The organism is Blattabacterium cuenoti (assembly GCF_014252095.1).
Classification (GTDB): Bacteria; Bacteroidota; Bacteroidia; order Flavobacteriales; family Blattabacteriaceae; genus Blattabacterium; species Blattabacterium cuenoti_F.
The window spans coordinates 74,648-99,240 of sequence record NZ_CP059210.1 but is presented as its reverse complement, the minus strand read 5'-3'; the positions used below and the strand labels follow the sequence as shown (position 1 = coordinate 99,240).

Annotated in this window: 23 protein-coding genes; 4 read left to right on the top strand and 19 right to left on the bottom strand. The window is 28.1% G+C overall.

The annotated features are described in order from the left end of the window. Positions 1–10: 10 nt before the first annotated feature. From ilvB to atpB, 12 genes are all read right to left on the bottom strand, one after another. The gene (ilvB, locus tag H0H45_RS00415) at positions 11–1,705 is read right to left on the bottom strand and encodes a biosynthetic-type acetolactate synthase large subunit (protein ID WP_185866658.1); all 1,695 of its coding nucleotides are present in this window, start codon (positions 1,703–1,705) and stop codon (positions 11–13) included. A 10-nt stretch (positions 1,706–1,715) separates the two neighbouring features. Next, positions 1,716–3,401 carry a dihydroxy-acid dehydratase gene (ilvD, locus tag H0H45_RS00410; protein ID WP_185866657.1) on the bottom strand — a complete coding sequence of 562 codons (1,686 nt, stop codon included), beginning with the start codon at positions 3,399–3,401 and terminating at the stop codon, positions 1,716–1,718. A gap of 344 nt (positions 3,402–3,745) precedes the next feature. Further along, positions 3,746–4,939: a tRNA 2-thiouridine(34) synthase MnmA gene (gene mnmA, locus H0H45_RS00405; RefSeq protein WP_185866656.1), complete on the bottom strand. Its 1,194-nt coding sequence runs from the start codon at positions 4,937–4,939 to the stop codon at positions 3,746–3,748. 95 nt (positions 4,940–5,034) lie between these two features. Next, positions 5,035–6,153 carry a molecular chaperone DnaJ gene (dnaJ, locus tag H0H45_RS00400; protein WP_185866655.1) on the bottom strand — a complete coding sequence of 373 codons (1,119 nt, stop codon included), beginning with the start codon at positions 6,151–6,153 and terminating at the stop codon, positions 5,035–5,037. Between the two features lie 15 nt (positions 6,154–6,168). After that, the gene (locus H0H45_RS00395; RefSeq protein WP_185866654.1) at positions 6,169–6,723 is read right to left on the bottom strand and encodes a nucleotide exchange factor GrpE; all 555 of its coding nucleotides are present in this window, start codon (positions 6,721–6,723) and stop codon (positions 6,169–6,171) included. A gap of 86 nt (positions 6,724–6,809) precedes the next feature. Continuing rightward, a complete protein-coding gene (trpS, locus tag H0H45_RS00390; protein WP_185866653.1) occupies positions 6,810–7,799 on the bottom strand; it encodes a tryptophan--tRNA ligase in 990 nt (329 codons plus the stop codon). Positions 7,800–7,876: 77 nt separating this feature from the next. Beyond that, positions 7,877–8,764 carry an ATP synthase F1 subunit gamma gene (gene atpG, locus H0H45_RS00385; RefSeq protein WP_185866652.1) on the bottom strand — a complete coding sequence of 296 codons (888 nt, stop codon included), beginning with the start codon at positions 8,762–8,764 and terminating at the stop codon, positions 7,877–7,879. A gap of 10 nt (positions 8,765–8,774) precedes the next feature. Beyond that, entirely contained in the window at positions 8,775–10,355 is a 1,581-nt protein-coding gene (gene atpA / locus H0H45_RS00380) for a F0F1 ATP synthase subunit alpha (protein ID WP_185866651.1), read from the bottom strand. A gap of 13 nt (positions 10,356–10,368) precedes the next feature. Beyond that, entirely contained in the window at positions 10,369–10,908 is a 540-nt protein-coding gene (gene atpH / locus H0H45_RS00375; RefSeq protein ID WP_185866650.1) for an ATP synthase F1 subunit delta, read from the bottom strand. Positions 10,909–10,910: 2 nt separating this feature from the next. Next, positions 10,911–11,405: a F0F1 ATP synthase subunit B gene (gene atpF / locus H0H45_RS00370; protein WP_185866649.1), complete on the bottom strand. Its 495-nt coding sequence runs from the start codon at positions 11,403–11,405 to the stop codon at positions 10,911–10,913. Positions 11,406–11,415: 10 nt separating this feature from the next. Then, positions 11,416–11,643 (bottom strand): ATP synthase F0 subunit C, encoded by a 228-nt coding sequence (gene atpE, locus H0H45_RS00365; protein WP_012821237.1) that lies wholly within the window; start codon positions 11,641–11,643, stop codon positions 11,416–11,418. 15 nt (positions 11,644–11,658) lie between these two features. Further along, positions 11,659–12,717 (bottom strand): F0F1 ATP synthase subunit A, encoded by a 1,059-nt coding sequence (gene atpB / locus H0H45_RS00360; RefSeq protein ID WP_185866648.1) that lies wholly within the window; start codon positions 12,715–12,717, stop codon positions 11,659–11,661. 126 nt (positions 12,718–12,843) lie between these two features. On the opposite strand from atpB, the gene H0H45_RS00355 reads away from it, so the two are divergent. After that, a complete protein-coding gene (locus tag H0H45_RS00355) occupies positions 12,844–13,998 on the top strand; it encodes a trans-sulfuration enzyme family protein (protein WP_185866850.1) in 1,155 nt (384 codons plus the stop codon). On the opposite strand, the gene cysS is transcribed toward H0H45_RS00355, so the two are convergent. From cysS to nadE, 3 genes are all read right to left on the bottom strand, one after another. Next, positions 13,995–15,458, bottom strand: coding sequence for a cysteine--tRNA ligase (gene cysS, locus H0H45_RS00350; RefSeq protein ID WP_238785230.1), 1,464 nt, complete (start codon positions 15,456–15,458; stop codon positions 13,995–13,997). The two genes, H0H45_RS00355 and cysS, sit on opposite strands and share 4 nt — an antisense overlap. Next, on the bottom strand, positions 15,455–16,129 hold the full coding sequence (folE, locus tag H0H45_RS00345) for a GTP cyclohydrolase I FolE (protein ID WP_394366643.1): 675 nt from the start codon (positions 16,127–16,129) through the stop codon (positions 15,455–15,457). The genes cysS and folE overlap by 4 nt, the downstream gene beginning before the upstream one ends. A 76-nt stretch (positions 16,130–16,205) precedes the next feature. Continuing rightward, a complete protein-coding gene (gene nadE / locus H0H45_RS00340) occupies positions 16,206–17,024 on the bottom strand; it encodes an NAD(+) synthase (protein WP_185866647.1) in 819 nt (272 codons plus the stop codon). Positions 17,025–17,074: 50 nt separating this feature from the next. On the opposite strand from nadE, the gene tsaB reads away from it, so the two are divergent. The 3 genes from tsaB to H0H45_RS00320 all read left to right on the top strand — a co-directional run bounded on the left by tsaB (position 17,075) and on the right by H0H45_RS00320 (position 20,603). Continuing rightward, a complete protein-coding gene (tsaB, locus tag H0H45_RS00335; protein ID WP_185866646.1) occupies positions 17,075–17,716 on the top strand; it encodes a tRNA (adenosine(37)-N6)-threonylcarbamoyltransferase complex dimerization subunit type 1 TsaB in 642 nt (213 codons plus the stop codon). A 440-nt stretch (positions 17,717–18,156) separates the two neighbouring features. Further along, the gene (locus H0H45_RS00325) at positions 18,157–19,905 is read left to right on the top strand and encodes a TrkH family potassium uptake protein (RefSeq protein ID WP_185866645.1); all 1,749 of its coding nucleotides are present in this window, start codon (positions 18,157–18,159) and stop codon (positions 19,903–19,905) included. Beyond that, complete coding sequence (locus H0H45_RS00320) at positions 19,902–20,603, top strand: potassium channel family protein (protein WP_185866644.1); 702 nt, start codon at positions 19,902–19,904, stop codon at positions 20,601–20,603. The genes H0H45_RS00325 and H0H45_RS00320 overlap by 4 nt, the downstream gene beginning before the upstream one ends. A 147-nt stretch (positions 20,604–20,750) precedes the next feature. Here H0H45_RS00320 and H0H45_RS00315 read toward each other — a convergent pair whose 3' ends face one another. From H0H45_RS00315 to nrfD, 4 genes are read right to left on the bottom strand one after another with little or no spacing between them, the layout of a single operon-like run. Continuing rightward, complete coding sequence (locus H0H45_RS00315; protein ID WP_185866643.1) at positions 20,751–22,037, bottom strand: hypothetical protein; 1,287 nt, start codon at positions 22,035–22,037, stop codon at positions 20,751–20,753. Between the two features lie 16 nt (positions 22,038–22,053). Next, a complete protein-coding gene (locus H0H45_RS00310; RefSeq protein ID WP_185866642.1) occupies positions 22,054–22,665 on the bottom strand; it encodes a c-type cytochrome in 612 nt (203 codons plus the stop codon). Beyond that, the gene (locus H0H45_RS00305) at positions 22,662–23,198 is read right to left on the bottom strand and encodes a DUF3341 domain-containing protein (RefSeq protein WP_185866641.1); all 537 of its coding nucleotides are present in this window, start codon (positions 23,196–23,198) and stop codon (positions 22,662–22,664) included. The genes H0H45_RS00310 and H0H45_RS00305 overlap by 4 nt, the downstream gene beginning before the upstream one ends. Further along, positions 23,191–24,588, bottom strand: coding sequence for an NrfD/PsrC family molybdoenzyme membrane anchor subunit (gene nrfD, locus H0H45_RS00300; RefSeq protein WP_185866640.1), 1,398 nt, complete (start codon positions 24,586–24,588; stop codon positions 23,191–23,193). The genes H0H45_RS00305 and nrfD overlap by 8 nt, the downstream gene beginning before the upstream one ends. Between the last annotated feature and the right edge of the window lie 5 nt (positions 24,589–24,593).

Sequence of the window (24,593 nt, the reverse complement as noted above, 5' to 3'; positions counted from 1 at the left end):
TTATTTATTATTATATTAAACGAATTTCATCTACAGATGCACCTGCAGGAATCATAGGAAAAACATTATCCTCTTTTTCTACTACTATTTCTAATAAAAAAGCATTCTCTTTCCCTAATGCTTTTTTAACTGCCATTTCTAATTCGTCTCTTTGATTGACTCTCTCTGCTTCAATATTGTAAGCATCGGCTAATTTTACAAAATTTGGATTAACTAATTCTGTACAAGAATAACGTTTATCAAAAAAAAGTTGTTGCCATTGACGAACCATTCCCAAAAAATTATTATTTAGTAATATAATTTTTATAGGAATATTATTCTGTAAAATAGTCCCCATTTCTTGTATCGTCATTTGAATCCCTCCATCTCCTACAATACAGATGATTTGTCTTTCTTTTTCCCCTAATTTTGCTCCTATAGAAGCAGGTAAAGCAAACCCCATAGTTCCTAATCCTCCAGAAGTTATCTGACTTTTTTTATAGGTAAAATCAAAATATCTAGAAGCTATCATTTGATGTTGCCCTACGTCTGTAACAAGTATGGAATTTGTTTGTTTATATTTATTTATCCACTTAATCACTTCTCCCATAGTTATTCCCTCTTTCTTTGGATAAAGATCCTTTTTTATGACGTATTCTTCTTCTTTTCTTCTTAATTCATGGAATTTTTCTATCCATTTTTCATGAGTAGATTCTTTGACATAAGAAGTCAATTTTTTTAAAGAGATTTTACAATCTCCCAAAATAGGGAGATGGCATAATATATTTTTATTCACTTCAGAAGGATCTATTTCTAAATGGATAATTTTAGCTTGTTTCGCATATTTTTTTACATCTCCTGTAACACGATCATCAAAACGCATGCCTATAGCAATGAGAAGATCACACTGATTGGTTAGAATATTAGGAGCATAATTTCCATGCATTCCTAGCATTCCTACATGTAAACGATGATGACTTTCTAAACTTCCTAATCCTAAAAGAGTACTAGCAACTGGAATTCCAGTTTTTTCGATAAATTTTTTAAATTCATTTTCTGCATGAGCCAAAATCACTCCTTGTCCTACAAGAATTAAAGGTTTTTTAGATGAATTGATTAAATCAGCGGCTTCTTTTATTCTTTCTTCTTTTATACAAGGATATGGATGAAAATTTTTAACATATTTACAACGATTATAAAGAAATTCCGTTTTTTGAAATTGAGCATCTTTGGTGATATCTATTAATACGGGTCCTGGTCTTCCCTTTTTAGCTATAAAAAACCCTTTTTGAATAGACTTACAAATATCTTTCGCTTTCAAAACTTGAGTATTCCATTTAGTTACAGGAATAGATATATCTATAATATTCGTTTCCTGAAAAGCATCAGTACCTAAAAGATGAGAAGATACTTGTCCAGTAATACACACGATAGGAGTACTATCTATTAATGCATCTGCTAATCCAGTAATTAAATTGGTAGCTCCAGGACCGGATGTAGTAAAACATACACCTATTTTTCCAGTAGCTCTAGCATAACCTTGCGCGGCATGAATGGATCCTTGTTCATGACGCATTAAGATATGAGAAACCCTATTTAAATAATCGTGTAGAGAATCATATATAGGCATAATCGCTCCACCTGGATATCCAAAAATATATTCTACTTCTTCATATAAAAGAGTTTTTATTACTATTTCTGAACCAGAGAATAACTTTTTTTCCATACACAATTAATTAAAATTGATCTGTAATACAACCTTTAGAAGCTGGAGAAACGGTTTTTATATATTTATATAGATATCCTCTTTTCACTTTTAATCCAGGTGGGGTCCACGCTTTTTTTCTTCTTTTTATTTCCTCTTCTTTTACTTCAAGAGTTAGAGTATTATTTTTTGCATCTATTTTAATGAAATCTCCATTTTTAATCAAAGCTATTGGTCCTCCAGATTGTGCTTCTGGAGTAATATGGCCGACAACAAATCCATGTGATCCTCCAGAAAACCTTCCATCCGTAATAAGAGCTACATGTTTTCCTAATCCAGAACCCATAATATAAGACGTTGGTTTCAGCATTTCAGGCATTCCTGGACCTCCTATTGGACCTACATATCTAATCACCACAACATCTCCATGATGAATTTGATGATTTAAAATAGCTTGATTTGCCTCTTCTTCTGAATTAAAAACATTCGCTTTTCCTCTAAAAATTATTCCTTCCTTACCAGTAATTTTTGCTATAGATCCTTCTGGAGAAAGATTTCCATATAAAATTCGTATATGTCCATCTTTCTTGATTGGTTTTTTTAAGGAATAAATAATTTTTTGATTAAAAGTCATATTCGGAACATTTTTCATATTTTCATATAAAGTTTTCCCCGTGACTGTTATACAGTCGCCAGATAAAATTCCTTCATTTAATAAATATTTTATAATAACGGGCATTCCTCCAATATACATATGGATATCCTCCATTAAAAAAATTCCACTTGGTTTTAGATTTCCAAGAAGAGGAACTTGATGACTAATTTTTTGAAAGTCCTTTAAAGTAAAATTAATATTTGCTGATTTAGCAATAGCTAAAAAATGTAAAACTAAATTAGTAGATCCACCTAAACACATAGCTAGTTTTACTCCATTTTCTATAGAAGTTTTTGTGACAATATCTTTAGGCTTTATGTTTTTTTCTAGAAGTTTTTTAATAAAAATCGAAACTTCTTCACACTCTATTTTTTTATTTTCACTTGTGGATGGAGAAGATGAAGAATAAGGCAACATCATTCCCATAGCTTCTAAAGCAGAAGCCATGGTATTAGCTGTATACATTCCTCCGCAAGCTCCAGGTCCTGGACAGGAATTTTTTACAATATCTTTATATTCTTTTTCGGATATTTTACAAGTATTTTTTTTACCTAAAGCCTCAAAAGAAGAAACAATGTCTAATTTTTTTCCATTATAATCACCTGAAGAGATGCTTCCTCCATAGACAATAATAGAAGGTCTATTTAATCTTAGTAAAGCCATCATAACCCCTGGAAGATTTTTATCACATCCAGGTATAGCGATGACTCCATCATAATGATGTGAATCTACCACGGTTTCTATACTATCCGCTATTAATTCTCTAGAAGGAAGTGAATACCTCATTCCATAGGTCCCCATAGTAATTCCATCACTTACTCCTATAGTAGTAAATTGAAATCCTATTAAATTTTTATTTATGATCGAAGATTTTATCTTTTTTCCTAGTTCATTCAAATGCATATTACAAGGATTTCCATCATACCAGTTACTAACTATTCCTATTTGAGCTTTACAAAAGTCCGTTTCTTTTAACCCGGTTGCATAAAGCATAGCGTGAGAAGCTGGTAAATTAGGTTCTTCCGTAATTTTTCTGCTAAAATTATTAATTCTTTTTTTCATGAGATGTTTTATAAATCAAAAAGCCCTACTGAATCGATTATCAAGTAGGGATTAAAAAAAATACTCTTTCTTTAAGAAAATTTACTGATGCATATCATAAATTATATAATATGCAAAATTATGAAAAAAATCGATTATATAGAAATTATTTTTTATATTTTTTTATAATATCATTAATTTTTATATTTTTTTAATAAAAAATATTGAAAATTTTACAATTGAGAATTCGTTTGTATAATGTATTTTATTTTTTTTAAAAAAAACATGTGTTTTTTTTTGAAATAATAAAATTTTGATATAAAAATTTAAAAAAATAAATCTATCCAGATAAATATTATAATAATTTATGAAATAACGCCTGATCCTATTAATTCTTCATCCAAATACCATACAGCGAATTGTCCTTCGGTAATAGCGCATTGTAGAAATTCAAATTCTATAAACATTCCGTTTTTGGTTTTGTATAAAAAGGCTTTTTGCAAAGGTTGTCTATAACGAATTCTACAAAAAACCTCCATTTTTTCTCCATTTAAGAGAGCTAAATCCTCCCGAATCCAATGAATGTCTTTTTCCTGAATAAATAAGGATTTTTTATATAAACCTGGATGATTTTTCCCCATCCCTGTATAAACTATATTTTCTTTGATATCTGTTTCAATAACAAAAAGAGCTTTTTTATATCCTCCTAAAGAAATTCCTTTTCTTTGTCCTTTTGTAAAAAATTGAGATCCATGATGGTATCCAATTACTTTTCCATCTGATTTCTGATATTTTTTTCTTTTAGATAAAAAAAACAATTCTTCTTCCTTTGAAAAAAAGGATTTTTTTTTGGGGTGGTACATTAAAGCGTTTGAATCTATCAAAACGATTTCTCCTTTTTTTGGAAAGATTTTTTTTTGGAGAAATTTGGATAATTGAATTTTTCCTACAAAACACAATCCTTGAGAATCTTTTTTAGATGCATTACATAATCCATTTTTTTCCGCTATTTTACGAACCTGATTTTTAGTCAATGAACCTAACGGAAATAGAGATTTTTCCAATTGATATTGTGTTAATTGACATAAAAAATAGGATTGATCTTTATTAGAATCTTTTCCAACAAGAAGACGATATATGATTTTATTATTTTTTATAATTTTTTTTTTATTAACGTAATGACCTGTTGCAATAAAATCGGCCCCTAAATCAATGGATTTTTTCAAAAAAACATTGAATTTTATTTTTCGGTTACACAAAATGTCTGGATTAGGAGTTTTTCCAGATCTATATCCGTCAAACATATAATTAATAATAGATTCCTCGTATTCTTTTTTCATTTCTATTATTTGAAAAGGAATATTTAAATCTTTAGCTACTAACAAAGCATCAATACTATCTTCTTTCCAAGTACATTGATGAATTTCATGAAAAACAGAATCATCCCAGTTATGCATAAATAACCCGATCACTTCATAACCTTGTTTTTTAAGAATTAATGCTGCAACACTAGAATCAACTCCTCCTGAAAGTCCTACTACTACTCTTTTTTTTTGCATCAGAATAAAAAGATAAAAAATGTAGTTTTCATAAAGAGAATAGATTTTTTTTGTAAAGTTGAAAGAAGCACATGAAGTTTGAAAAAAAATATAATTTAAGAAAACATTTCTCTAACGCGATCAAAAAAAGATTTTTCTGAATTTCCAGGATGAGGGAGAAAATTTTCATTTTTTCTCATTTTTTCAAAGAATTTTTTCTGTTCTTCATTGATTTTTCTTGGAGTCCAAACGTTCACGTGAATAAAAAGGCTTCCATATCCATATCCTTCAATATTAGGTAATCCCTTATTTTTTAATCTGAGAGTTTTTCCTGATTGTGTTCCTGGATCTATTTTAATACGGGCTTTTCCATTAATGGTCGGGACTTCTTTTGAGGCTCCTAATATTGCGTCTGGGAATGAGATATATAAATCATAATGAAGATTACAGCCTTCTCTTTTTAATTTTGAATGAGGAATTTCTTCAATTAATACAATTAAATCTCCGGGAATTCCGTCAAATGGAGCTTCATTTCCCTTTCCAGAAACTTTCAGTTGAATCCCCTCTGTAAGCCCTGCAGGTATTTTTATATTTACTAGTTCTTCTTCTTTCATTAATCCATGTTTATTAGCTCCAGAAGGGATATTATCAAGAATTTTTCCAGTTCCAGAGCATATGGAACATTGAGAAGTTGTTTGCATTCTCCCTAAAATGGTATTGGCTATACGGGTGATTTGCCCCGTTCCATTGCAAGAAGTGCAATTTTTAAATTGAACGCCACTAGCTACTTTCAATCTTTTTACTTTTACTTTTTTTTCTATTCCGTTGGCTATTTCTTCTAAGGTCAGTTTTACTCTGATTCTCAAATCGCTTCCTTTAATAGTTTTATTTCGTGTTGATTTTCCAAATCCAAAACTAGAAAATCCCTCTCCAAAAGCGTCCGAAAAAATATCTCCAAAATTTGCAAAAATATCTTCCATATTCATTCCTGATCCAGAACTACTTCCTTTAACACCGGCATGTCCAAATTTGTCATAACGTTGTCTTTTTTCCGAGTTGCTTAATACTTCATAAGCTTCAGCAGCCTCTTTGAATTTTTCTTCTGCTTTCTTTTTATTATCCGGATTTTTATCTGGATGATATTTAATGGCTAATCTTCTATAAGCCTTTTTAATTTCTTCTGAAGAAGCATTTCTAGAAATACCTAATACTTCGTAATAATCTTTTTTCACCATGAAGATAAAAGTTTATTATTTTCCAGTAATAACTTTTGCATGTCGTATAACTCTTTCCTGTAGAATATATCCAGATTCTATAATCTCCATAATCTTTCCTTTTAAATTTTCTGGCGTAGCTGGAATCTGTGTAATGGCCTCATGGAAATCAGTATTAAAATCATCTCCTCTTTTTATTTTTATTTTATTCAATCCTTTTTCTTTTAAAATTTTTATGAGTTTTTCCTGTATTAGAGATACTCCTTGAATGAGAGCTTCATCTTTTGATTTTTTCAGCTCTTTAAGTCCTCTTTCAAAATCATCTAAAATAGGGATTAAATCTATAATAATTTTTTGATGAGCAGATCTAAAAAGATCAAATCTTTCTTTTTGAATACGTTTTTTATAATTTTCAAATTCTGCAAAAAGACGTAAAAATTTATCTTTTTCTTTTTCCAATTTTTCTTTAAAAATTTCTACTTCTTTTATTAATGAATTTTCTTTTTTTTCTTGACAAGAATCTTCCATTTCAGATAAATCTACAGGATTCTTTTCATCCTGAGAATCAGTATTTTTTTGATTGATATTCATAACATAAAAAATATTTAGAAAACAATTCTATGCTCTAGAAGCAAAAGATTTGCCATGTTTTATAATTGTGTCATTATGACATAATGTCAAATTTTAGATAAAGAATTAAATTTGAAAGTTTTTCGAATCTGATTTAATCTTTCATAAGCTATATTTCTTGCTTTTTTAGCTCCTAAATAAAAAATACGATCTAATAAAGATTTATTCTTTACAAGAGAAAAAAATTTTTTCCTTTCAGAGGAAAATCTTTTTATAATACACTCATATAATTCTTTTTTAGCCTCTAAATATCCATATCCTCCTTCTATATATCTTTTTTTCATTTCTTCTACTCTATCAAGTGGAGCCAACAATCTGTACAAAGACATTATACAATCTTTATCCGGATTTTTTTTTTCTTTTAAAGATTTATTATCCGTATGAATGCTCATAATTTGTTTTTTCAGAATGTGATCTGAAGAAAAAATATTAATCCAATTTTTTTTGGATTTACTCATTTTTTTTCCATCTGTCCCAGGAACTAATCCAATTTCTATTGGCATGAAAGCTTTAGGTAAAACAAATAGTTGTTGACCTATTTTTTTATTTAAACGACTAGCTATATGACGTGTTATTTCTATATGTTGTAACTGATCTTTTCCTACTGGAATGACTTCTGCATTATAAAGCAATATATCAGCCGCCATTAACATAGGATATGTAAACAAACCTACATTAATTTTTCCTTTCCGACTAATTTCTCTTTTGAAAGAATGAGCTAATGTAAGTCTTTGATAAGGAAAAAAACAATTAAAATACCAAGCTAATTCAGTGACTTCGGAAACATCTGATTGTTTATAAAATATGCTTTTTTCTGTATTTAAACCAAAAGCTAACCATGCTGCCGCAATTTGATAAGTATTATAACGGATAGTTTCTAAATCTTTTATTTGTATTAGTGAATGTAAATCGGCCACAAAGATGAACGAAGAGTATTCGGAATGATTAGCCATATGTATAGATGGGATTATAACTCCCAAAATATTCCCTAAATGAGGAGTTCCTGTACTTTGAATTCCTGTTAATATTTTTTTCATAATTTTTTTTATGTTAAATAAAAAACCTTATCTTATGACATTACGTAATAAATAAACGGAATGTCCTTCACTCCTTATTAATTAGTTTCCCTTAAAGCTTCTAATCCACTAATAATTTCAAGTATTTCCTCAGTAATGGAAGTTTGTCTTTCTTTATTATAGTTCAACATAAGATTCTTTTTAATGTCAGAGGCATTTTCTGTAGCTTTATGCATAGACATCATACGTGCAGTATGTTCTGAAGTAGATGATTCTAATATACTTTTAAATAGTTTCACGCTAAGAAATTTAGGAATAATATAATCCAAAATTTCTTCTCTAGATGGTTCTAAAATAGAATAATTTGATGATTTTTTTGAGGATTTATTTTCAGTAAAAAGAATTGGAAGAAATTGTTCTATAATTATTTCTTGAAAGAAGGATTTTTTTAGATTATTGTAAATCAAATATATTGAATGAAATTTCTTGGATAAAAAATCTTCAATTAATTTTTTTACCAAAAAAATTACATCTTGATATTTATAAGTAAAATTCTTTGGTATTTTTTTTTTCTTATACATATTATATTTTCTCGATAAAAAATCAAATCCTTTTTTTCCGATAGAAAAAAAAATACAATCTTTTTTCAAAAAACCGTTTTCTTGAATATATCTATGAATTTTATCAAAGATCAAGGAATTGAAAGCTCCACATAATCCACGATTAGAAGTTATGACTATAAACAATTTCTTTTCTCCTGAAGAAAAAAAATATTTATTATCCTGAATATTTTCTAATTGATCATGGAATGATAACAGAAAATGTTGAAATAATTGCTCTATAGATTCTGAGTACTTTTTGATATGGAAAAGCAATTCTTTGGATTTCCGTAATTTCACGATAGAAATCATTTTCATAGCTTCCGTTGTTTTTACAACGGAAGCTATAGAAAAAATTCTTTTTTTGATCTCTTTTGGATTAGACATAAAACTTCTCTTAAGAAGAATATTTTTCACTTAGTTCCATGGCAGTTTTTTCCAGTATTTCAGATAATTCTTTGTTGAAAATCCCTTTTTTCAAATTTTTCAATAATTCTTGGTGTTTTTCATTTAAATAAAAGAGATATTCCTTTTCAAAAGAGGATATTTTTTCAATAGGTACTTTTTTTAAAAGATTTTTAGTTCCAGCATAAATAATAGCAATTTGATCGGCTATATTATATGGAGAATGAGGAGGTTGTTTTAATATTTCTATGTTTTTTCTTCCCTTCTCTATAATTTCCATAGTTGTAGGATCTAATTCAGAACCAAATTTTGAAAAAGATTCCAATTCTCTAAATTGAGCTTGATCTAATTTCAAAGTTCCAGATATTTTTCTCATAGATGGAATTTGAGCAGAACCTCCTACCCGGGAAACAGAAATACTTTCATTAATTGCAGGACGTACTCCAGAATGAAATAGATCTTTTTCTAAAAAAATTTGTCCATCTGTTATAGAAATGACATTGGTAGGAATATAAGAAGAAACATCTCCAGATTGTGTTTCAATAATAGGAAGTGCGGTTAAAGAACCTCCACCTTTTACATGTTCTCTGATAGATTCTGGAATATCGTTCATTTTTTGAGCTATTTTTGTATCTTTTATTATTTTAGATGCGCGTTCTAATAATCTAGAATGCAAATAGAAAACATCTCCTGGATATGCTTCTCTACCAGGAGGACGTCGTAATAAAAGAGATACTTCCCTATAAGAAACCGCTTGTTTGGATAGATCATCATAAATTACCAAAGAAGAACGCCCCGTATCACGAAAGTATTCTCCAATAGCTGTCCCAGAAAACGGAGCAAAAACTTGCATTGCGGCTGAATCAGAAGCATTTGCAGCGACTATAACTGTATAGGACATGCCCCCTTTTTCCTCTAAAGTTTTCGTGATTCTGGCTATTGTAGATCCTTTTTGACTTATAGCTACATAAATACAATAAACTTTTTTATCTGTATTATCCCATTCTTTCTGATTTAGAATCGTATCAATGGCTATAGTGGTCTTTCCTGTTTGTCTATCTCCAATAATTAATTCTCTTTGTCCTTTTCCTATAGGAATCATAGAATCTATAAATTTAATTCCTGTTTGAAGAGGTTCTTTTACAGGTTCTCTATAAATAACACCTGGAGCTTTTCTTTCCAAAGGCATATCAAATAAATTCCCTTCTATAGGACCTTTTCCATCAATCGGATTTCCTAATACATCCACTACACGACCTAGCATTCCTTCTCCAACTGGAATAGAAAGAACCTTTCCTGTACGCTTTACAATATCTCCTTCTTTGACATCTTTTGAGGAATTTACTAATACTATACTTACATGATCTTCTTCCAAATTCAAGACTATTCCTTTTATTCCTGAATGAAATTCAACTATTTCTCCAGAAAATACAGAATTCAATCCAACAGATCGAGCTATCCCATCTCCTACTTGAACAATCACCCCGGATTCAGATAATTTTGATTCATATTGAAAATCCAATAATTGTTTTTTAAGAATCGATGATATTTCAGAATATTTTAAATCGGACATGAAAATAAATACTTTAAACTGAATTTTTTAATAGTTTTTGAATACAAAATAATTGTTTTTTCACACTAAAATCCCATTCTTTGTATCCTATACGAAGCAAAAAACCTCCAAGAATGGATCCATCTATTTTATTTATAATCTGATATTTTTTTGATTCTGAAATGATTTTATTTATAATAATTTTTTGAAGATCCATTTTTAATGGAAAAGCAGAAATAAGGTAGCATTTTAACAATCCTTTTTTTTCCTGATAAATTTTTTGATATTCCAAAAAAATTTTTTTAGAAAGATGTTCTCTTTTTCGTACTGTTAAAATTTTTATAAAATAAAAAATAAAAGGATCGAAAGGATAGAAAATTTTTTCTAAAATTTGTATTTTCCTTGAAAGACTTAACAAAGAGGTACACAAAACCTTATTCAAATCAAGATTTTGAGATAATAGAAAGGATATTTTTTTAATTTTATGATAAGTAGAACTCCATTTCTCGTGATTCATAGAATGTTCAAAAAGAACTTTAGCATAATGTCTAGCCACTTTTTTTTTCGAAAACATTTTTATAATTTTTTTACTAATTCTTTGATAAATTTTTCTTGTTTATTCGTTTTTTGACTTGGATCTAACTCTTTCTTTAAGATTTTTTCGGAAATTATTATGGAAATATCAATTATTTGATCTTTCAATTCTTGTATAGCCATTTTTCTCTCTACCTGTATAATTTTTTTTGTCTCTTTTATAAGCTTTTTTTTCTCTAAAACACCTTCTTCTATAGCTTTATTTTTTATTTTTTCTTTCATTTGAATGGCCTCTTCCAAAATTCTATCTCTTTTTATGCGAGTTTCTTTCAAAATTTTATTTTTTTTGTTTTCTACCATTTTCAATTCGTTTTGAACTAGATCCGCATTTTCTATAGAAATTCTAATTTTTTCCTCTCTTTGATCAATGAATTTCATAATTGGTTTCCACGCGTATTTGGAAAGAAAGGAGATCAATATCAGAAATATTATTGTCTGCCAAACAATTAAACCGATAGAAGGAGTAACCAAATCCATGATACAAAACTTATTTAAACACAGCTAATAAAGCGGTTACTATTCCAAAAAGAGCGGCCCCTTCAATAAGAGCTGCAGCAACAATCATGGCGTTTTGTATCTTTCCCGAAGCTTCAGGCTGTCTAGCAATAGCATCCATTGCTGAACTTCCAATTTTACCAATTCCTAAACCAGCCCCTATGACAGAAATTCCAGCACCTAAAGCGGCTAAACCTGAATAAGTTAAATCTATATCCATAATGATAATATTATTTTAATACGTTTTATGTTCATAATCCTTTACGGCCATTCCTATAAGTAAAGCAGATAAATTCGTAAAAATAAAGGCTTGCAAAAAAGCCACCATAATTTCCAACAAAGAAATAAAAAAGCAGAAAATAATGGAAAAACTAGCAATAAAAAAATTTTTAAAAATAAAAATAAGACAAATAAAACTTAAAATAATGATGTGTCCAGCAGTAATATTAGCAAATAAACGAATACATAAAGTCAATGGACGAATGAAAATTCCAATAAATTCTATGGGGGCTAACAAAAATTTTATTCCTATGGGAACATTTGGCATCCAAAAAATATGTTTCCAATAATTTTTATTGGCTTTAATATTGATTATGAAAAAAGTAATTACTGCTAAAACCAATGTGACACTTATATTTCCTGTCACATTTGGAAATCCTGGCAAAAGACCTATTAAATTATTAACTAATATGAAAAAAAACACAGTCAATAAAAAAGGAAAATAGGTTTTATATTTTTTTTCCCCAACATGGGGAATAACTATTTCATTACGAATAAATAAGATTAAGAATTCTAAGAAAATTCCGAAATTCCACTTTATCTGATGATTTTTATAGCTCAACCTCATTCTCCTAAAAATGTAACATAATATTAAAAAGGATATTCCAAGAGACACTACATTTTTTGTAATAGAAAAATCCAAAGGTCTATCATTTTTAGGAGAACCTCTTGCATCTATATATAAACTTCCAAAAGAATTTGTTTTATATATTTTTTCTTGAAACATTTTATAATTTCCATATTTTCCTTTTACTACTTTTCCATGAGAAAATTGAGAGGATAAAAAAAATTCCCATCCATTATTCCACAAAAGCACTGGTAAAGAAAATATAATTCCCTTTTCATGATTCCCTAAAACATGCCATTCGTGAGAATCACTTACATGTTCAAGAATAGTCTTGGCTACATCTATATTTTTTTTATTTTCATTTTCATTAGCAAAAAGATTTGAATGAATAAGAAAAAGAAAAATTAAAAAGTAATATAATCCTAATTTTTTTAAAGCTAAAGTCATTCAAAAAAAAGTAGAAAACAAATTTAGATTTTTTTCCATAAAATAAAGAATTTAAAAATTCCATTTTTTGAATTTTTGAATTGAAAGAGTACATTTGTATATAATTTTGTGCAAAATATAATGGCAATGAAGGAAGAAACAAAACTAATTCAAAACATTTTATCAGACCCTTTAACAGGAGCCATATCTACTCCCATATACCAGACTTCTACTTATGTTCAAGAATCTCCTGGAGTTCATAAAGGTTTTGATTATACAAGAACCAATAATCCTACAAGAAAAATATTGGAAAAATTAATTACAGATTTAGAAAAAGGCTATGGAAGTTTAGCTTTTTCTTCTGGATTAGCATCTGTAGATGCTGTTTTGAAATTATTAGAATGTGGAGATGAAATAATTGCTGTAGATGATATTTATGGAGGAACTTTTCGTTTATTAAATTTGTATCAAAAATTAGGAATTCAAACCCATTTTGTGGATACTACCTATGCAGAAAATGTTATTTCTATTCTTACTCCTAAAACTAAGATGGTTTGGTTAGAATCTCCTACTAATCCTACTTTAAAAATATCTGATATTAAGTATATTAGTGAACATTCTAAAAAAATAAACCCTAACATTTTAGTTGTTGTAGACAATACTTTTGCTACTCCAGCTTTTCAGAATCCTCTCAGTTTAGGAGCAGATATAGTTATTCACAGTGCTACAAAATATCTAGCAGGACATTCAGATGTATTAGCTGGACTAATTACCGTGAAAAATCCAGATTTATATGAAAAATTCAAATACATTCAAAATGCTACTGGAGGGGTTTTATCTCCTCTTGATTGTTGGTTAACTATCAGAGGTTGTCAAACTTTGTATCTACGTATCAAGAAACAATCTGATAATGCATTTAAAATAGCTTCTTTTTTATTGGAAGAAAAAAATACCTATATCGATAAGGTTTATTATCCTGGATTATCCCAGCATAAAAATCATATAATAGCAGTAAAACAACAACTATATTTCGGAGGAATCGTGTCCTTTAGTCTTAGAGAGGATACTATAGAAGCGGCAAAAAAAGTTGTAACCTCTACTAAATTATTTAAACTAGCAGAAAGTTTAGGAGGAACAAAAAGTTTAATTTGTCATCCGGCAACTATGACTCATAAATCTACTCCTTTAGAGGTTAGAAGAAACGCAGGAATTCAAGATTCTCTTATACGTTTATCTTTTGGAATAGAGAATGAAGAAGATCTTCTTGAAGATATAGATCAAGCTTTAAAACAAAACAACTAAATAAGTTTTTCATCATGTAATGAAATCCCTACGCGGGATAGTTCTTCGCGAATTAAATCTGAAAGAACCCAGTTTCTTTTTTTTCTTGCTTCTATTCGAATTCTTATTAATATTTCAGTGAGTATGTCTAATTTTTTAGACGTTGTTTCAAAGGAATTTTTTTCTATCTTTTGAAGACCAAGTATATCAAATAAAAAATGATTCATATATTTTTTTAATAAATGGATAGAATCCCCTATATAGTTAATAGAATGATTCAAAATGTGAGTCACTTTGAAAAGATGAGAGATTAATAATGGGGTGTTAAAATCATCATTAATAGCTTCATAACAATTTTTTATCCATTTATTTACATCAAATTTTGATATATTTTTTTTATCACTAGAAAAAAATTCTAATTTTTCTATTGCATTAATTAAACGATGATATCCTTTTTCAGCATCTATAAGTCCTTTTTGAGAAAAGTTTAAAAGGCTACGATAATGAGATTGTAATATAAAGAATCGAATGACTATTGGATGATATTTAGATATTAAATCTTTTGTGGATAAGTAATTTCCTGTAGATTTACTCATTTTTTTTCCATTTAAAGTAAGCATATTTGTATGCATCCAATAATTTGCAAGATTATTCTTGTTATAAATTCCTATGGCTTGTGCTAATTCACATTCATGATGGGGAAATTTAAGATCTATTCCTCCACCGTGAATATCAAAAAATTCTCCTAAATATTTTGTACTCATCGTGGTGCATTCTATATGCCAACCTGGAACTCCTTTTCCCCATGGAGAATTCCAGTTCATAATATGACTGTGTTTAGTTCTTTTCCAAAGAGAAAAATCTTGAAAATGTCGTTTTTCACCAAAAAAATCAGATTTTTTCTGAACAAGTTGATCAATTCTATTATGACTCAATATTCCATAAGAATATAATTGGCTATATTTTTTGACGTCAAAATAAACAGATCCATTATTTTCGTAAGCTAGATTTTTTTGAATCAATTTTTGAATCATATCAATTTGTTCTATAATATGACCAGTAGCTGTTGGTTCAATACTTGGAGGTAAAGTATTGAAAATATTTAATATATGATGAAAAGATAAAGTATATTTTTGAACAATTTCCATAGGTTCAAGTCCTTCAAAACGAGATCTTTGATGAATTTTATCTTCTCCTTCATCACTATCATTTTCTAAATGTCCTACATCCGTAATATTTCTGATATAGCGTACTTTATAACCTAAATGTTTAAAATAACGAAAAACTAAATCGAATAATATAAAAGTACGACAGTTTCCCAAATGAAGGTGATTATAAACCGTGGGTCCACAAACATAAATTCCTATATATTCCTTGTGAATAGGTTTAAATAATTCTTTTTTTTCGGTAAAAGAATTATATATTTTTATATGATCTCGTATATAACGTAGATAGTTTTCTTCTATCTTCAGTAAGATCATGATCTTCCAATATAATGGAAAAATTCTCTTCGAATTTCCGAATCTCTTTTAAATGCTCCTACTAATTCAGTAGTGATAGTTCTGGTGTCTATATCTCGAATTCCACGAGAATTTACACATAAATGTTTTGCGTCTATAACACAAGCCACATCTTTTGTATTTAATATCTTTTGCAAAGATTTAACAATTTGCATAGTTAAACGTTCTTGAACTTGTGGTCTTTTTGCGTAAAAATTTACGATTCTATTAATTTTAGAAAGACCCAAAACCTTTCCATTGGAAATGTAACCAACATGTGCTTTTCCAACAATAGGTAGAAAATGATGCTCACAAGTAGAATAAACGATTATGTTTTTTTCTATCAACATCTGATTATACTTATATTTATTTTCAAAGGTGGATAAATGAGGATAATTTTTTGGATTTAGTCCGCTAAATATTTCTTTTATAAACATTTTGGCTACACGTTTAGGTGTACTACGTAAACTATCATCATTCATATCCAAACCTAAAATTTCCATGATGTGGAAAAAATGTTTTTCTATTTTATCAATTTTTTTTTCGTCGCTTATAAGAAAAGCATCATCACGTAGTGGAGTTCCATGATTTTCTAAAAAATTAGTATCCTTATTATCTTTTTCTAAAAATTTTTTATACTCTTCTCCCATCATAATTTAACTTAATCCATGAAAAACAAAGGTACGAAAAGGTTTTTGGATTGATATGTTTCTCTTTGTTTTCCAAGAATCAGGAGATTATTTTTCCATTTCTTAAAATATCAGGAATTTTACAGATAGGAATAGGTCTCATCTTGTGTTCATTTTTTTTGTGTAGATATTGATATATTTTTAAAATATCATATTCTCTTCTTTTAAAGGTTTCATGAAAATTTTTTTCCTTTTTTTTTGCGATTTTCATGGCCCATTCTAATTCTTCATAAGTAGCTTTTAACTGATCTTCATCGGATCTTTGATCTTCCCATAATCCATCTGTAGGTTCAGCTTTTTGTATTCCATCAAGAATATTTAATTCTTTAGCAATACAACGGATTTCACTTTTAGTTAAATCTGCTATAGGATGTATATCTACGCCTCCGTCTCCATATTTTGTAAAAAATCCAACTCCAAAATCTTCTACTTTATTTCCAGTTCCCACCACTAGACAATTCTCTATATTTGCGTAATAATATAGAGTTAACATACGGAGACGAGATTTTGCATTGGCTAAGGCTAAAGGTTTATTTTTTTTTTCTGTAATATTATCATTTATAGTGTGAATAAAAGAAGTGAATAAAGAAGATAGATCTTTTTTTAAATGATGAATATTTAAAAATCTAGATTTTAAAAAATTTACATGTTGTTCAGATAGAAAATTTGGATTTTTTTCTAAAATAGGCATTTCTAATGTAAAAATTGGATATTTAGTCATAGCTACTAATATGGAGGTCACAGCAGAATCTATTCCTCCGGATATTCCAATAACAAAACCATTTGATTGAGTTTTTTTTATGTATTTTTTTAACCACTGGACAATATAATGAACTATTTTTTTTGCATTATTTATCATTTCAAATAGATTTTAGATATTTTGGTTGTGAAAAAAAATAATAAATAAAGATGACTTTGATCCTAAATTTGGAAACTTCTACAAAAAATTGCTCGGTTAGCATAGCAAAAAACGGGATAGGCTTAATCTCCATAGAAGAACATACGGATAAACATCTTCATTCAGAAAAATTACATACATTTATACAATATGCTATAAAAATTTCAAAGATTAATATAAATGATTTACAATCCATTTGTGTAAGTCAAGGTCCCGGGTCCTACACTTCCTTAAGAATAGGAGTATCGGCTGCTAAAGGTCTATGTTATGCTTTAGGGATTCCTTTATTATCATTAGATTCATTAACTATCTTGAGTCAAAAAATAGATGTCCAAGATGGATTTTTAATTCCTATGATACATGCAAAATCCGATTTTTTTTATACAACTTTATATAATAGATCTAAAAAAAGATTATGTCCTATTTCTATCAAGAAGTTTGGTAGTGATTTTTTTCAATCTATAACAGAAAATAAAAAAGTATATTTATTTGGGAATATAACTTTTCCAAAAGTAAAGAAGTTATTTACGGATAATTTTCGTTTTATTTTTCCTGTTTATCCATCTGCCATGGATATGTCTTTTCTTTCTTACGTGAAATTTTGTAATAAAAAATTCAATAACATTGAAGAGTTTATTCCTTTTTATTTATAATTAATTATAAAACCAAATAAAGAGTTTTTTGAATAGAATTATTAGAATAGGAAAAGAAATAGCTCATGGATTATTTCTCAATCAATAGAAGTTCACTAAGTCTTTCAGAGACATTGTTTTCATAGGATCCATTTTATTTCATTCTAATTTGTAAATTGGAAAAATTGTGATTCTCTATCTTCCAGTATAGAACGTTAATTTTTGAAACCTTTAGGAGGTGGATGTTTTATCCACCTATTGGAGTCCATGCCATCATTAAAAATAAAATTATTTATTTTACCGGAAAATTATTCAGTTTAAATGGCATGAAAAAAATAAGAAAAACAAAAATAGGAACTAATTATTAACCTGTTATAGGATTATAGGATATCAGTGTGCAAAGAAAATAAAAGAATATGAGAATAAAAAATATTTCATACTAAGAGTAAGCAGAGCCAGTCATGACCCAAATTATATTCAGAAATATATTACCATTTATAACTCCAATAACATTTTTTTATATAATTATTTCTTTAGGATGGAAAACATTTCTAAATCCTGTTTTAGATATAGGAATTCTCATGGGAATCGTATTCCTACTTAGTATTTTTCATTTTTGTTTTTTTTTCGAAAGGAGTCTCTACAAGGGATATAAATCCATGATTTTTTTATCTTTTTTTATTTTAATTACTTCTTTTATTTTTTCTGTTGGACAATTCTTTTTTTCAAAAACTGATAAAACAACAGATATACAAATAACCTTATTAATTTGTTTGACTTTATACATATTGATTCGTATTACCTATTTTATGCGAATAATATATGTCAAAATACATAATCCTGCTTTTATTTTTATTACTAGTTTTGTATTTCTATCTTTTGTAGGGGCAGTCTTGCTTATGCTTCCGACTTCTACAGTTCAAAAAATATCCTTTATAGATGCCTTGTTTACTTCTACTAGTGCCGTTTGTGTGACAGGTCTAGTCGTATTAGATACCGCAAAAGATTTTACCTATTTGGGAAAAGTGATTATTATAACGTTAGTAGAACTCGGAGGTTTAGGAATTTTAACCATCACTTCTTTTTTTAGTTATTTTTTTATGGACGGGATTTCTTTTAGAGAAGGAATATACATTAGCAATTTTTTGAATACAAAAACTACTAATAATGTTCTTAGTTTAGCCGTAAAAGTTGTTCTGTTTACTTTAACAGTAGAAATTATAGGAACTTTGTTAATTTATTTTTCTATTAATAAGGAAAAAAGTTTTATAGAAACTGATAGTCTTTTATTTTTTTCTATTTTCCATTCTATATCCGCTTTTTGTAATAGTGGATTTTCTACTCTTAGTGAAGGTCTTTATTCTGAATCTGTTAGATTTAATTATCTATTACAATTTATTATTGCCTGTTTATTAATATTGGGAGGAATAGGTTTTAATATTTTATTTAACTTTTTTACATATATATGGATGACAATCAAAAAATATTTTTATAGAGTTTTTAAAGAGGAATATTTGAGATATCCTGCTCATATTGTTACTTTGAATACAAAAATTGTTGTATTCACAACCTTTATCTTACTTTTTTTTGGAACCATTTTTTATTATTTCAGTGAATTTCATTTCTCTCTTATCGAACATCCTTCTTTTACTGGAAAATGGATTGCTTCATTTTTTTCTTCTGCCACATCTAGAACAGCAGGATTTCAAGTATTAAACCTGAATAAATGGACCCCAATTACTATATTATTTACGATTTTTTTGATGTGGATTGGAGCCTCTCCCGCTTCTACAGGTGGAGGAATTAAGACAAGTACTTTTGCATTAGCATTAATGAATGTGATTTCTTTATCTAGAGGAAATAATCGATTAGAAATTCAAAGAAAAGAGATTTCTTCAGAGTCTGTTAGACGTTCTTTTGCTATTATCATATTATCTTTAATTGTCATATATATAAGTATTTTGATTATTCTTTTTTTTGATCCAGAAAAAGAGATTTTATCCATTTCTTTTGAAGTTTTTTCCGCTTTTTCAACAGTAGGATTATCTTTAGGGATTACTTCTAATTTATCTAATGGAAGTAAGTTCGTGTTAATCATTTTAATGTTCTTAGGAAGAATTGGAATTTTTAATATTATGGTAGGATTATTAAAAAATAGAATAAATAGTCATTATTATTATAGATTTCCTCAAGGAAATATTCTCATATGAAAATTATAATTATCGGATTAGGAAATTTTGGAAGATCTTTAGCTCTCAATTTAACAGACAATGGTCATGAAGTTTTTGGAGTAGACTATAAAATGGAAAAAGTAGATTTATTAAAAGATCATATAGCCAATGTTGTATGTATGGATGCTAATAATGAAGCCGCTTATAAAGTATTGCCGATACAACAAGCTGATTTAGGAATTGTAGCTATTGGAGAAAACGAAGGATCATCAATAGTCACTACGGCGATATTAAAAAAATATAAACACCTTAGAATAGTTAGTCGATCTTTATCAAAAATACATGATACCATATTAGAAGCTATGGGGATTAACGATGTTGTCCATCCAGAGCAAGACGCAGCTTTCAGATTAACTAAACAAATATCCTTTAATTATGCTTTAGATTATTTTAGAGTGGATAATAAATATTCTATTGCAGAAGTTTTTTCTCCATATTCTTTTCATGGAAAGTCTGTGAAAAGTCTAAAATTAACACAAAAATATTCCGTTTCTTTAATCACGGTAATACGAGATATGAAAAATCAGATGTTGTATAAGGGAAAGGGAAGTTCATCTACAAGAAAAGTGGTTGGATTGGTAACTGGAGATACTATTCTTCAAAAAGGAGATATATTGACACTTTTTGGATCTAATAAATCCATAATGAATTTTGTAAAAGAAAAAAATCATGATTAAAATTCTTTTTTTATCAAAAAAGTTTTTTTATGAAATCTTGTGATTTTTTTATCCGTAAAAGTATTCTACTTTACAGAAAAAACCTATTCTAGGAAATGATCGATTCATTATAAAAATAGAAAATATGTTCAGTTATCACCGTTATTTTTATATATAAGGATATTTATATTTTTTACTTTCTTGAAAAAAAGGGTTTCCAATAGAATGAAGTTTTTTTTTGTTTAAGTTTCTAAATAAAATATAGCTAAAAATAGAACCTATCAATAGAAAAGATCCAATTTCAGATAATCCAAATTGAGCATCAAAGATTCCATTTACATCTGGAGCTATTAAATTATATATATCTATATAATGTCCAAAAAGTAATATACTAGCAATTGTCAAGACTATTCTTGGGTTCGTTTTACATCTACTGCTCATTAAACCTAAAAAGGGAATCAAAAAATTTGGAATGAGCATCCAAAAATGAATGGATCCGTAAACTTCTTTTCTTTTTATAAAAAAAGAAATTTCTTCCGGAATGTTTCCGTACCAATAAAGCATAAACTGTGAAAACCACAAATAAGTCCACAGTAAACTACTGGAAAAAAGGTATTTACTTAAATCATGTAAGTGATTTTCATTAAAAAAAGGTAAACATCCTTTTTTTTTTAGATAAATAGAAATTATAGTAATGGTGCTTATTCCTGTTACCATATAGGTACTCAAAATATACCAACTAAATAAAGTACTAAACCAATGAGGATTCAAAGACATTATCCAGTCCCATCCCATAAAAATAGATGTGATAGAAAAAAATATTATAAATATGATAGATAAAAAATTTAGTTTTTTGTAATCTTTCAAAGAACATGTTTTATCTAAAATAGAAGATGTTTTTTTTATTTTGAAATAAAAAAAACACCAGCCAATTATATAGATCAAACTTCTGATTAAGAAAAAGGGAATGTTTAAAAATAACTTTTTATTTGCAATGATTTTATCATATTCTAAGGAATTCGGATCATATAAAGTAGGATCCATCCAATGAAATATATGAATGTAATCCATAGCATTTAATAATAATATTATTAGAATCATCACTCCTCCATATGGAATAAAAGAAGAAATTTCTTCCATGATAGGATGGATGATAATAGACCATCCGGATTTGGAGACATATTGTATCCCTAAAAAAAATAAAGATCCTAGAGAAATACTGGTAAAATAAAATAGAGACATATATAATCCTATCCAGGGTTGATTTTCTATTTTTTCGGATTTTTGTAAAGTATTTTTTTTATTTTCTATAGATTTCTTTTCTAAAAAAAGTTCTTTTTTTTTGGAAAAAAAAATTTTCTTTGAAAAAGGAGTTTGATCAAAAAGAAGAATAAAAAAACCTATGAACATTATAAAAATAATAATTTTTTTCTTTTTTTGAGAAAATTGATACATCTTTTATTTTTTTAGACTATTGATTCTTTAGAATCATTATATATTCTGCCACTTTCCATCTATCTATTTCATTTAATTGAGAGGCATAGGAACTCATGTTATTTTTTCCATAAGTAATCACATGATAAATACTACCAATGGTAATATCTCTATCTTTATAACTGGGAATTCCTAATATTTTTTCTTTTTTTACTAAAAAACCTTGTCCATCTCCATTTTCTCCATGACATATAGAACAGTTAATTTTATAGATATTTTTTCCGTCTTCTATGATTTTATTGAATTCCTCCTTATTACTCTTTTTTAAAGGGGATTTCAATATTTTTTTATATAGATTATATCCTTTCTGGGTTCCATCAGATGGATAAAAATTAAATCCATAAGAATTTCTTGGAATAGTTCCTTTCACAGGCAAAAGAGATGAAGTTTTCCCTTTTATAAAAAGAGTAATTCCACTCTTTTTAAGAGTTTTTTTATAATTTGGATATGGATCTGAATAAGGCTCGTATGCATCTGAATAGTACATATCCGGCATATATACTCTATTAGGTTTTGATTTATCAAACCAACAAGAATTCAGTGTTATAAATATAAAAAGGATAAGAACATAAAGATATTGATTTTTCATATTTGAGCTATTTTAGTTATATTCACTTCCATAGCTCCATTTTCTTTTAAAAAATTCCGTAATTTTTCAGCATTTTCTTCTGTATAAATTTCTATTAGAAACATATTATCAGTAGTTCTAGGATCCGGATTTTTTGGAGTAGATCCTGGAAATAATTTACATTGAAAAAGATAAGTTATGCACATAAAATGTGCAGAAAAAAAAATAGATAATTCAAATATGACAGGAATAAAAGAAGGAACATTTTGAATCCAAGAATAAGATGGTTTTCCTCCAATATTTTGAGGCCAATCATAAATCATTGTATACCAAGTTATTAAAATAGATAAAAAAAATCCTATAAGTCCATAGATAAAAGATAAAAAGGACAAATTTGTTTTTTTTAATTTAAGTAATTTATTCAAATTATGAATGGGAAAAGGTGAATAAACTTCATGTATATTGATGTTCTTTTTTCGAAGAATTTTTAAATGATTTATCATTAAATCTTCATGATCATATAAGGCCTGAATATTAAATACGGATTTATTCATTTTTTATAACATTTTTTTTGGACCATTTCAAGGTCAATATTGTTTTTAGTTCTGCTTGTGATATAACTGGAAATACACGTATGTATAACAAATAAAGAACGAAAAAAAAACCAATAGTTCCTATAAATATCCCTACATCCACAAATGAAGGCATGAAACCAGTCCAAGAAGAAGGCAAGTAATCATGACTTAGATTTAAAACAATAATATCAAACCTTTCAAACCACATTCCAATATTGATAAAAATTGCTATGATATAAGACCAAAAAAAACTTCTTCTTACAGATTTAATCCATAAAAATTGGGGAATCAATACATTGCAAATAATTAACGCCCAAAAAGCCCACCAAAATGGTCCTATTGCAGCTTTTACAGAAAAATAAGTGAACTCTTCGAAAGGGCTGCTAGAATACCATGAAAGGATAAATTCGGATATATAAGCTAATAAAACTATTCCTCCTGTTAATAAAATGATCATATTCATATATTCAATATGATTTCTAGTTATATAACTTTCTAAAGAAAGGACTTTTCTAGCTACTCCCAATAAAGTTTGTACCATTGCAAAACCTGAAAATATAGCTCCAGCTACGAAATAAGGAGGAAATATAGTGCTATGCCAACCCTTAATCACAGAAGTAGAAAAATCAAATGAAACAATAGTATGTACTGAAAAAACTAACGGAGTGCATAATCCAGCTAGCAATAAAGAAATTTCTTCAAATCTTTGCCAATCTTTGGATGTTCCTCCCCATCCAAAACTAAGAATTCCATATATCTTTTTCTGTATAGGATCTGTGACTCTATCTCTGATCATAGCAAAATCTGGAATTAATCCCATAAACCAAAACACAGTAGAAACAGAAAAATAAGTACTAATAGCAAATACGTCCCATAAAAGTGGAGAATTAAAATTAGGCCACAAAGAACCAAATTGATTTGGAATTGGCAAAACCCAATGAGCATTCCATGGTCTTCCCATGTGTATGATAGGAAATAATCCAGCTTGGATAACCGCAAAAATAGTCATAGCTTCAGCTGATCGGTTAATAGATAAACGCCATTTTTGACGAAACAATAATAAAACAGCAGAAATCAAAGTTCCAGCATGACCAATTCCAACCCACCAAACAAAATTAGTAATATCCCAAGCCCAATTTATAGTTCTATTTAAACCCCAGACTCCTATTCCCGTACCTATAGTATAAAAAACGCATCCTAAACCCCATAAAAAAGCCATAATTGAGATTAATAAAGATATCCACCATAGCTTTCCAGCTTTATTTTCTATTGGTCTCAAAATATCCTCTGTGATATTTTGAAACGTTTTATTTCCTAAAATCAATGGTTCTCTTATAGAGGATTCATGGTTTTTATTTAGTTTTAACATAATAA

What these genes read in the sequence shown, in the direction of transcription:
- ilvB (WP_185866658.1), bottom strand. Translation starts at nt 1,705, where the DNA reads ATGGAAAAAAAGTTATTCTCTGGTTCAGAAATAGTAATAAAAACTCTT.
- ilvD (WP_185866657.1), bottom strand. Translation starts at nt 3,401, where the DNA reads ATGAAAAAAAGAATTAATAATTTTAGCAGAAAAATTACGGAAGAACCT.
- mnmA (WP_185866656.1), bottom strand. Translation starts at nt 4,939, where the DNA reads ATGCAAAAAAAAAGAGTAGTAGTAGGACTTTCAGGAGGAGTTGATTCT.
- dnaJ (WP_185866655.1), bottom strand. Translation starts at nt 6,153, where the DNA reads ATGGTGAAAAAAGATTATTACGAAGTATTAGGTATTTCTAGAAATGCT.
- H0H45_RS00395 (WP_185866654.1), bottom strand. Translation starts at nt 6,723, where the DNA reads ATGAATATCAATCAAAAAAATACTGATTCTCAGGATGAAAAGAATCCT.
- trpS (WP_185866653.1), bottom strand. Translation starts at nt 7,799, where the DNA reads ATGAAAAAAATATTAACAGGAATTCAAAGTACAGGAACTCCTCATTTA.
- atpG (WP_185866652.1), bottom strand. Translation starts at nt 8,764, where the DNA reads ATGTCTAATCCAAAAGAGATCAAAAAAAGAATTTTTTCTATAGCTTCC.
- atpA (WP_185866651.1), bottom strand. Translation starts at nt 10,355, where the DNA reads ATGTCCGATTTAAAATATTCTGAAATATCATCGATTCTTAAAAAACAA.
- atpH (WP_185866650.1), bottom strand. Translation starts at nt 10,908, where the DNA reads ATGTTTTCGAAAAAAAAAGTGGCTAGACATTATGCTAAAGTTCTTTTT.
- atpF (WP_185866649.1), bottom strand. Translation starts at nt 11,405, where the DNA reads ATGGATTTGGTTACTCCTTCTATCGGTTTAATTGTTTGGCAGACAATA.
- atpE (WP_012821237.1), bottom strand. Translation starts at nt 11,643, where the DNA reads ATGGATATAGATTTAACTTATTCAGGTTTAGCCGCTTTAGGTGCTGGA.
- atpB (WP_185866648.1), bottom strand. Translation starts at nt 12,717, where the DNA reads ATGACTTTAGCTTTAAAAAAATTAGGATTATATTACTTTTTAATTTTT.
- H0H45_RS00355 (WP_185866850.1), top strand. Translation starts at nt 12,844, where the DNA reads ATGAAGGAAGAAACAAAACTAATTCAAAACATTTTATCAGACCCTTTA.
- cysS (WP_238785230.1), bottom strand. Translation starts at nt 15,458, where the DNA reads ATGATCTTACTGAAGATAGAAGAAAACTATCTACGTTATATACGAGAT.
- folE (WP_394366643.1), bottom strand. Translation starts at nt 16,129, where the DNA reads ATGATGGGAGAAGAGTATAAAAAATTTTTAGAAAAAGATAATAAGGAT.
- nadE (WP_185866647.1), bottom strand. Translation starts at nt 17,024, where the DNA reads ATGATAAATAATGCAAAAAAAATAGTTCATTATATTGTCCAGTGGTTA.
- tsaB (WP_185866646.1), top strand. Translation starts at nt 17,075, where the DNA reads ATGACTTTGATCCTAAATTTGGAAACTTCTACAAAAAATTGCTCGGTT.
- H0H45_RS00325 (WP_185866645.1), top strand. Translation starts at nt 18,157, where the DNA reads ATGACCCAAATTATATTCAGAAATATATTACCATTTATAACTCCAATA.
- H0H45_RS00320 (WP_185866644.1), top strand. Translation starts at nt 19,902, where the DNA reads ATGAAAATTATAATTATCGGATTAGGAAATTTTGGAAGATCTTTAGCT.
- H0H45_RS00315 (WP_185866643.1), bottom strand. Translation starts at nt 22,037, where the DNA reads ATGTATCAATTTTCTCAAAAAAAGAAAAAAATTATTATTTTTATAATG.
- H0H45_RS00310 (WP_185866642.1), bottom strand. Translation starts at nt 22,665, where the DNA reads ATGAAAAATCAATATCTTTATGTTCTTATCCTTTTTATATTTATAACA.
- H0H45_RS00305 (WP_185866641.1), bottom strand. Translation starts at nt 23,198, where the DNA reads ATGAATAAATCCGTATTTAATATTCAGGCCTTATATGATCATGAAGAT.
- nrfD (WP_185866640.1), bottom strand. Translation starts at nt 24,588, where the DNA reads ATGTTAAAACTAAATAAAAACCATGAATCCTCTATAAGAGAACCATTG.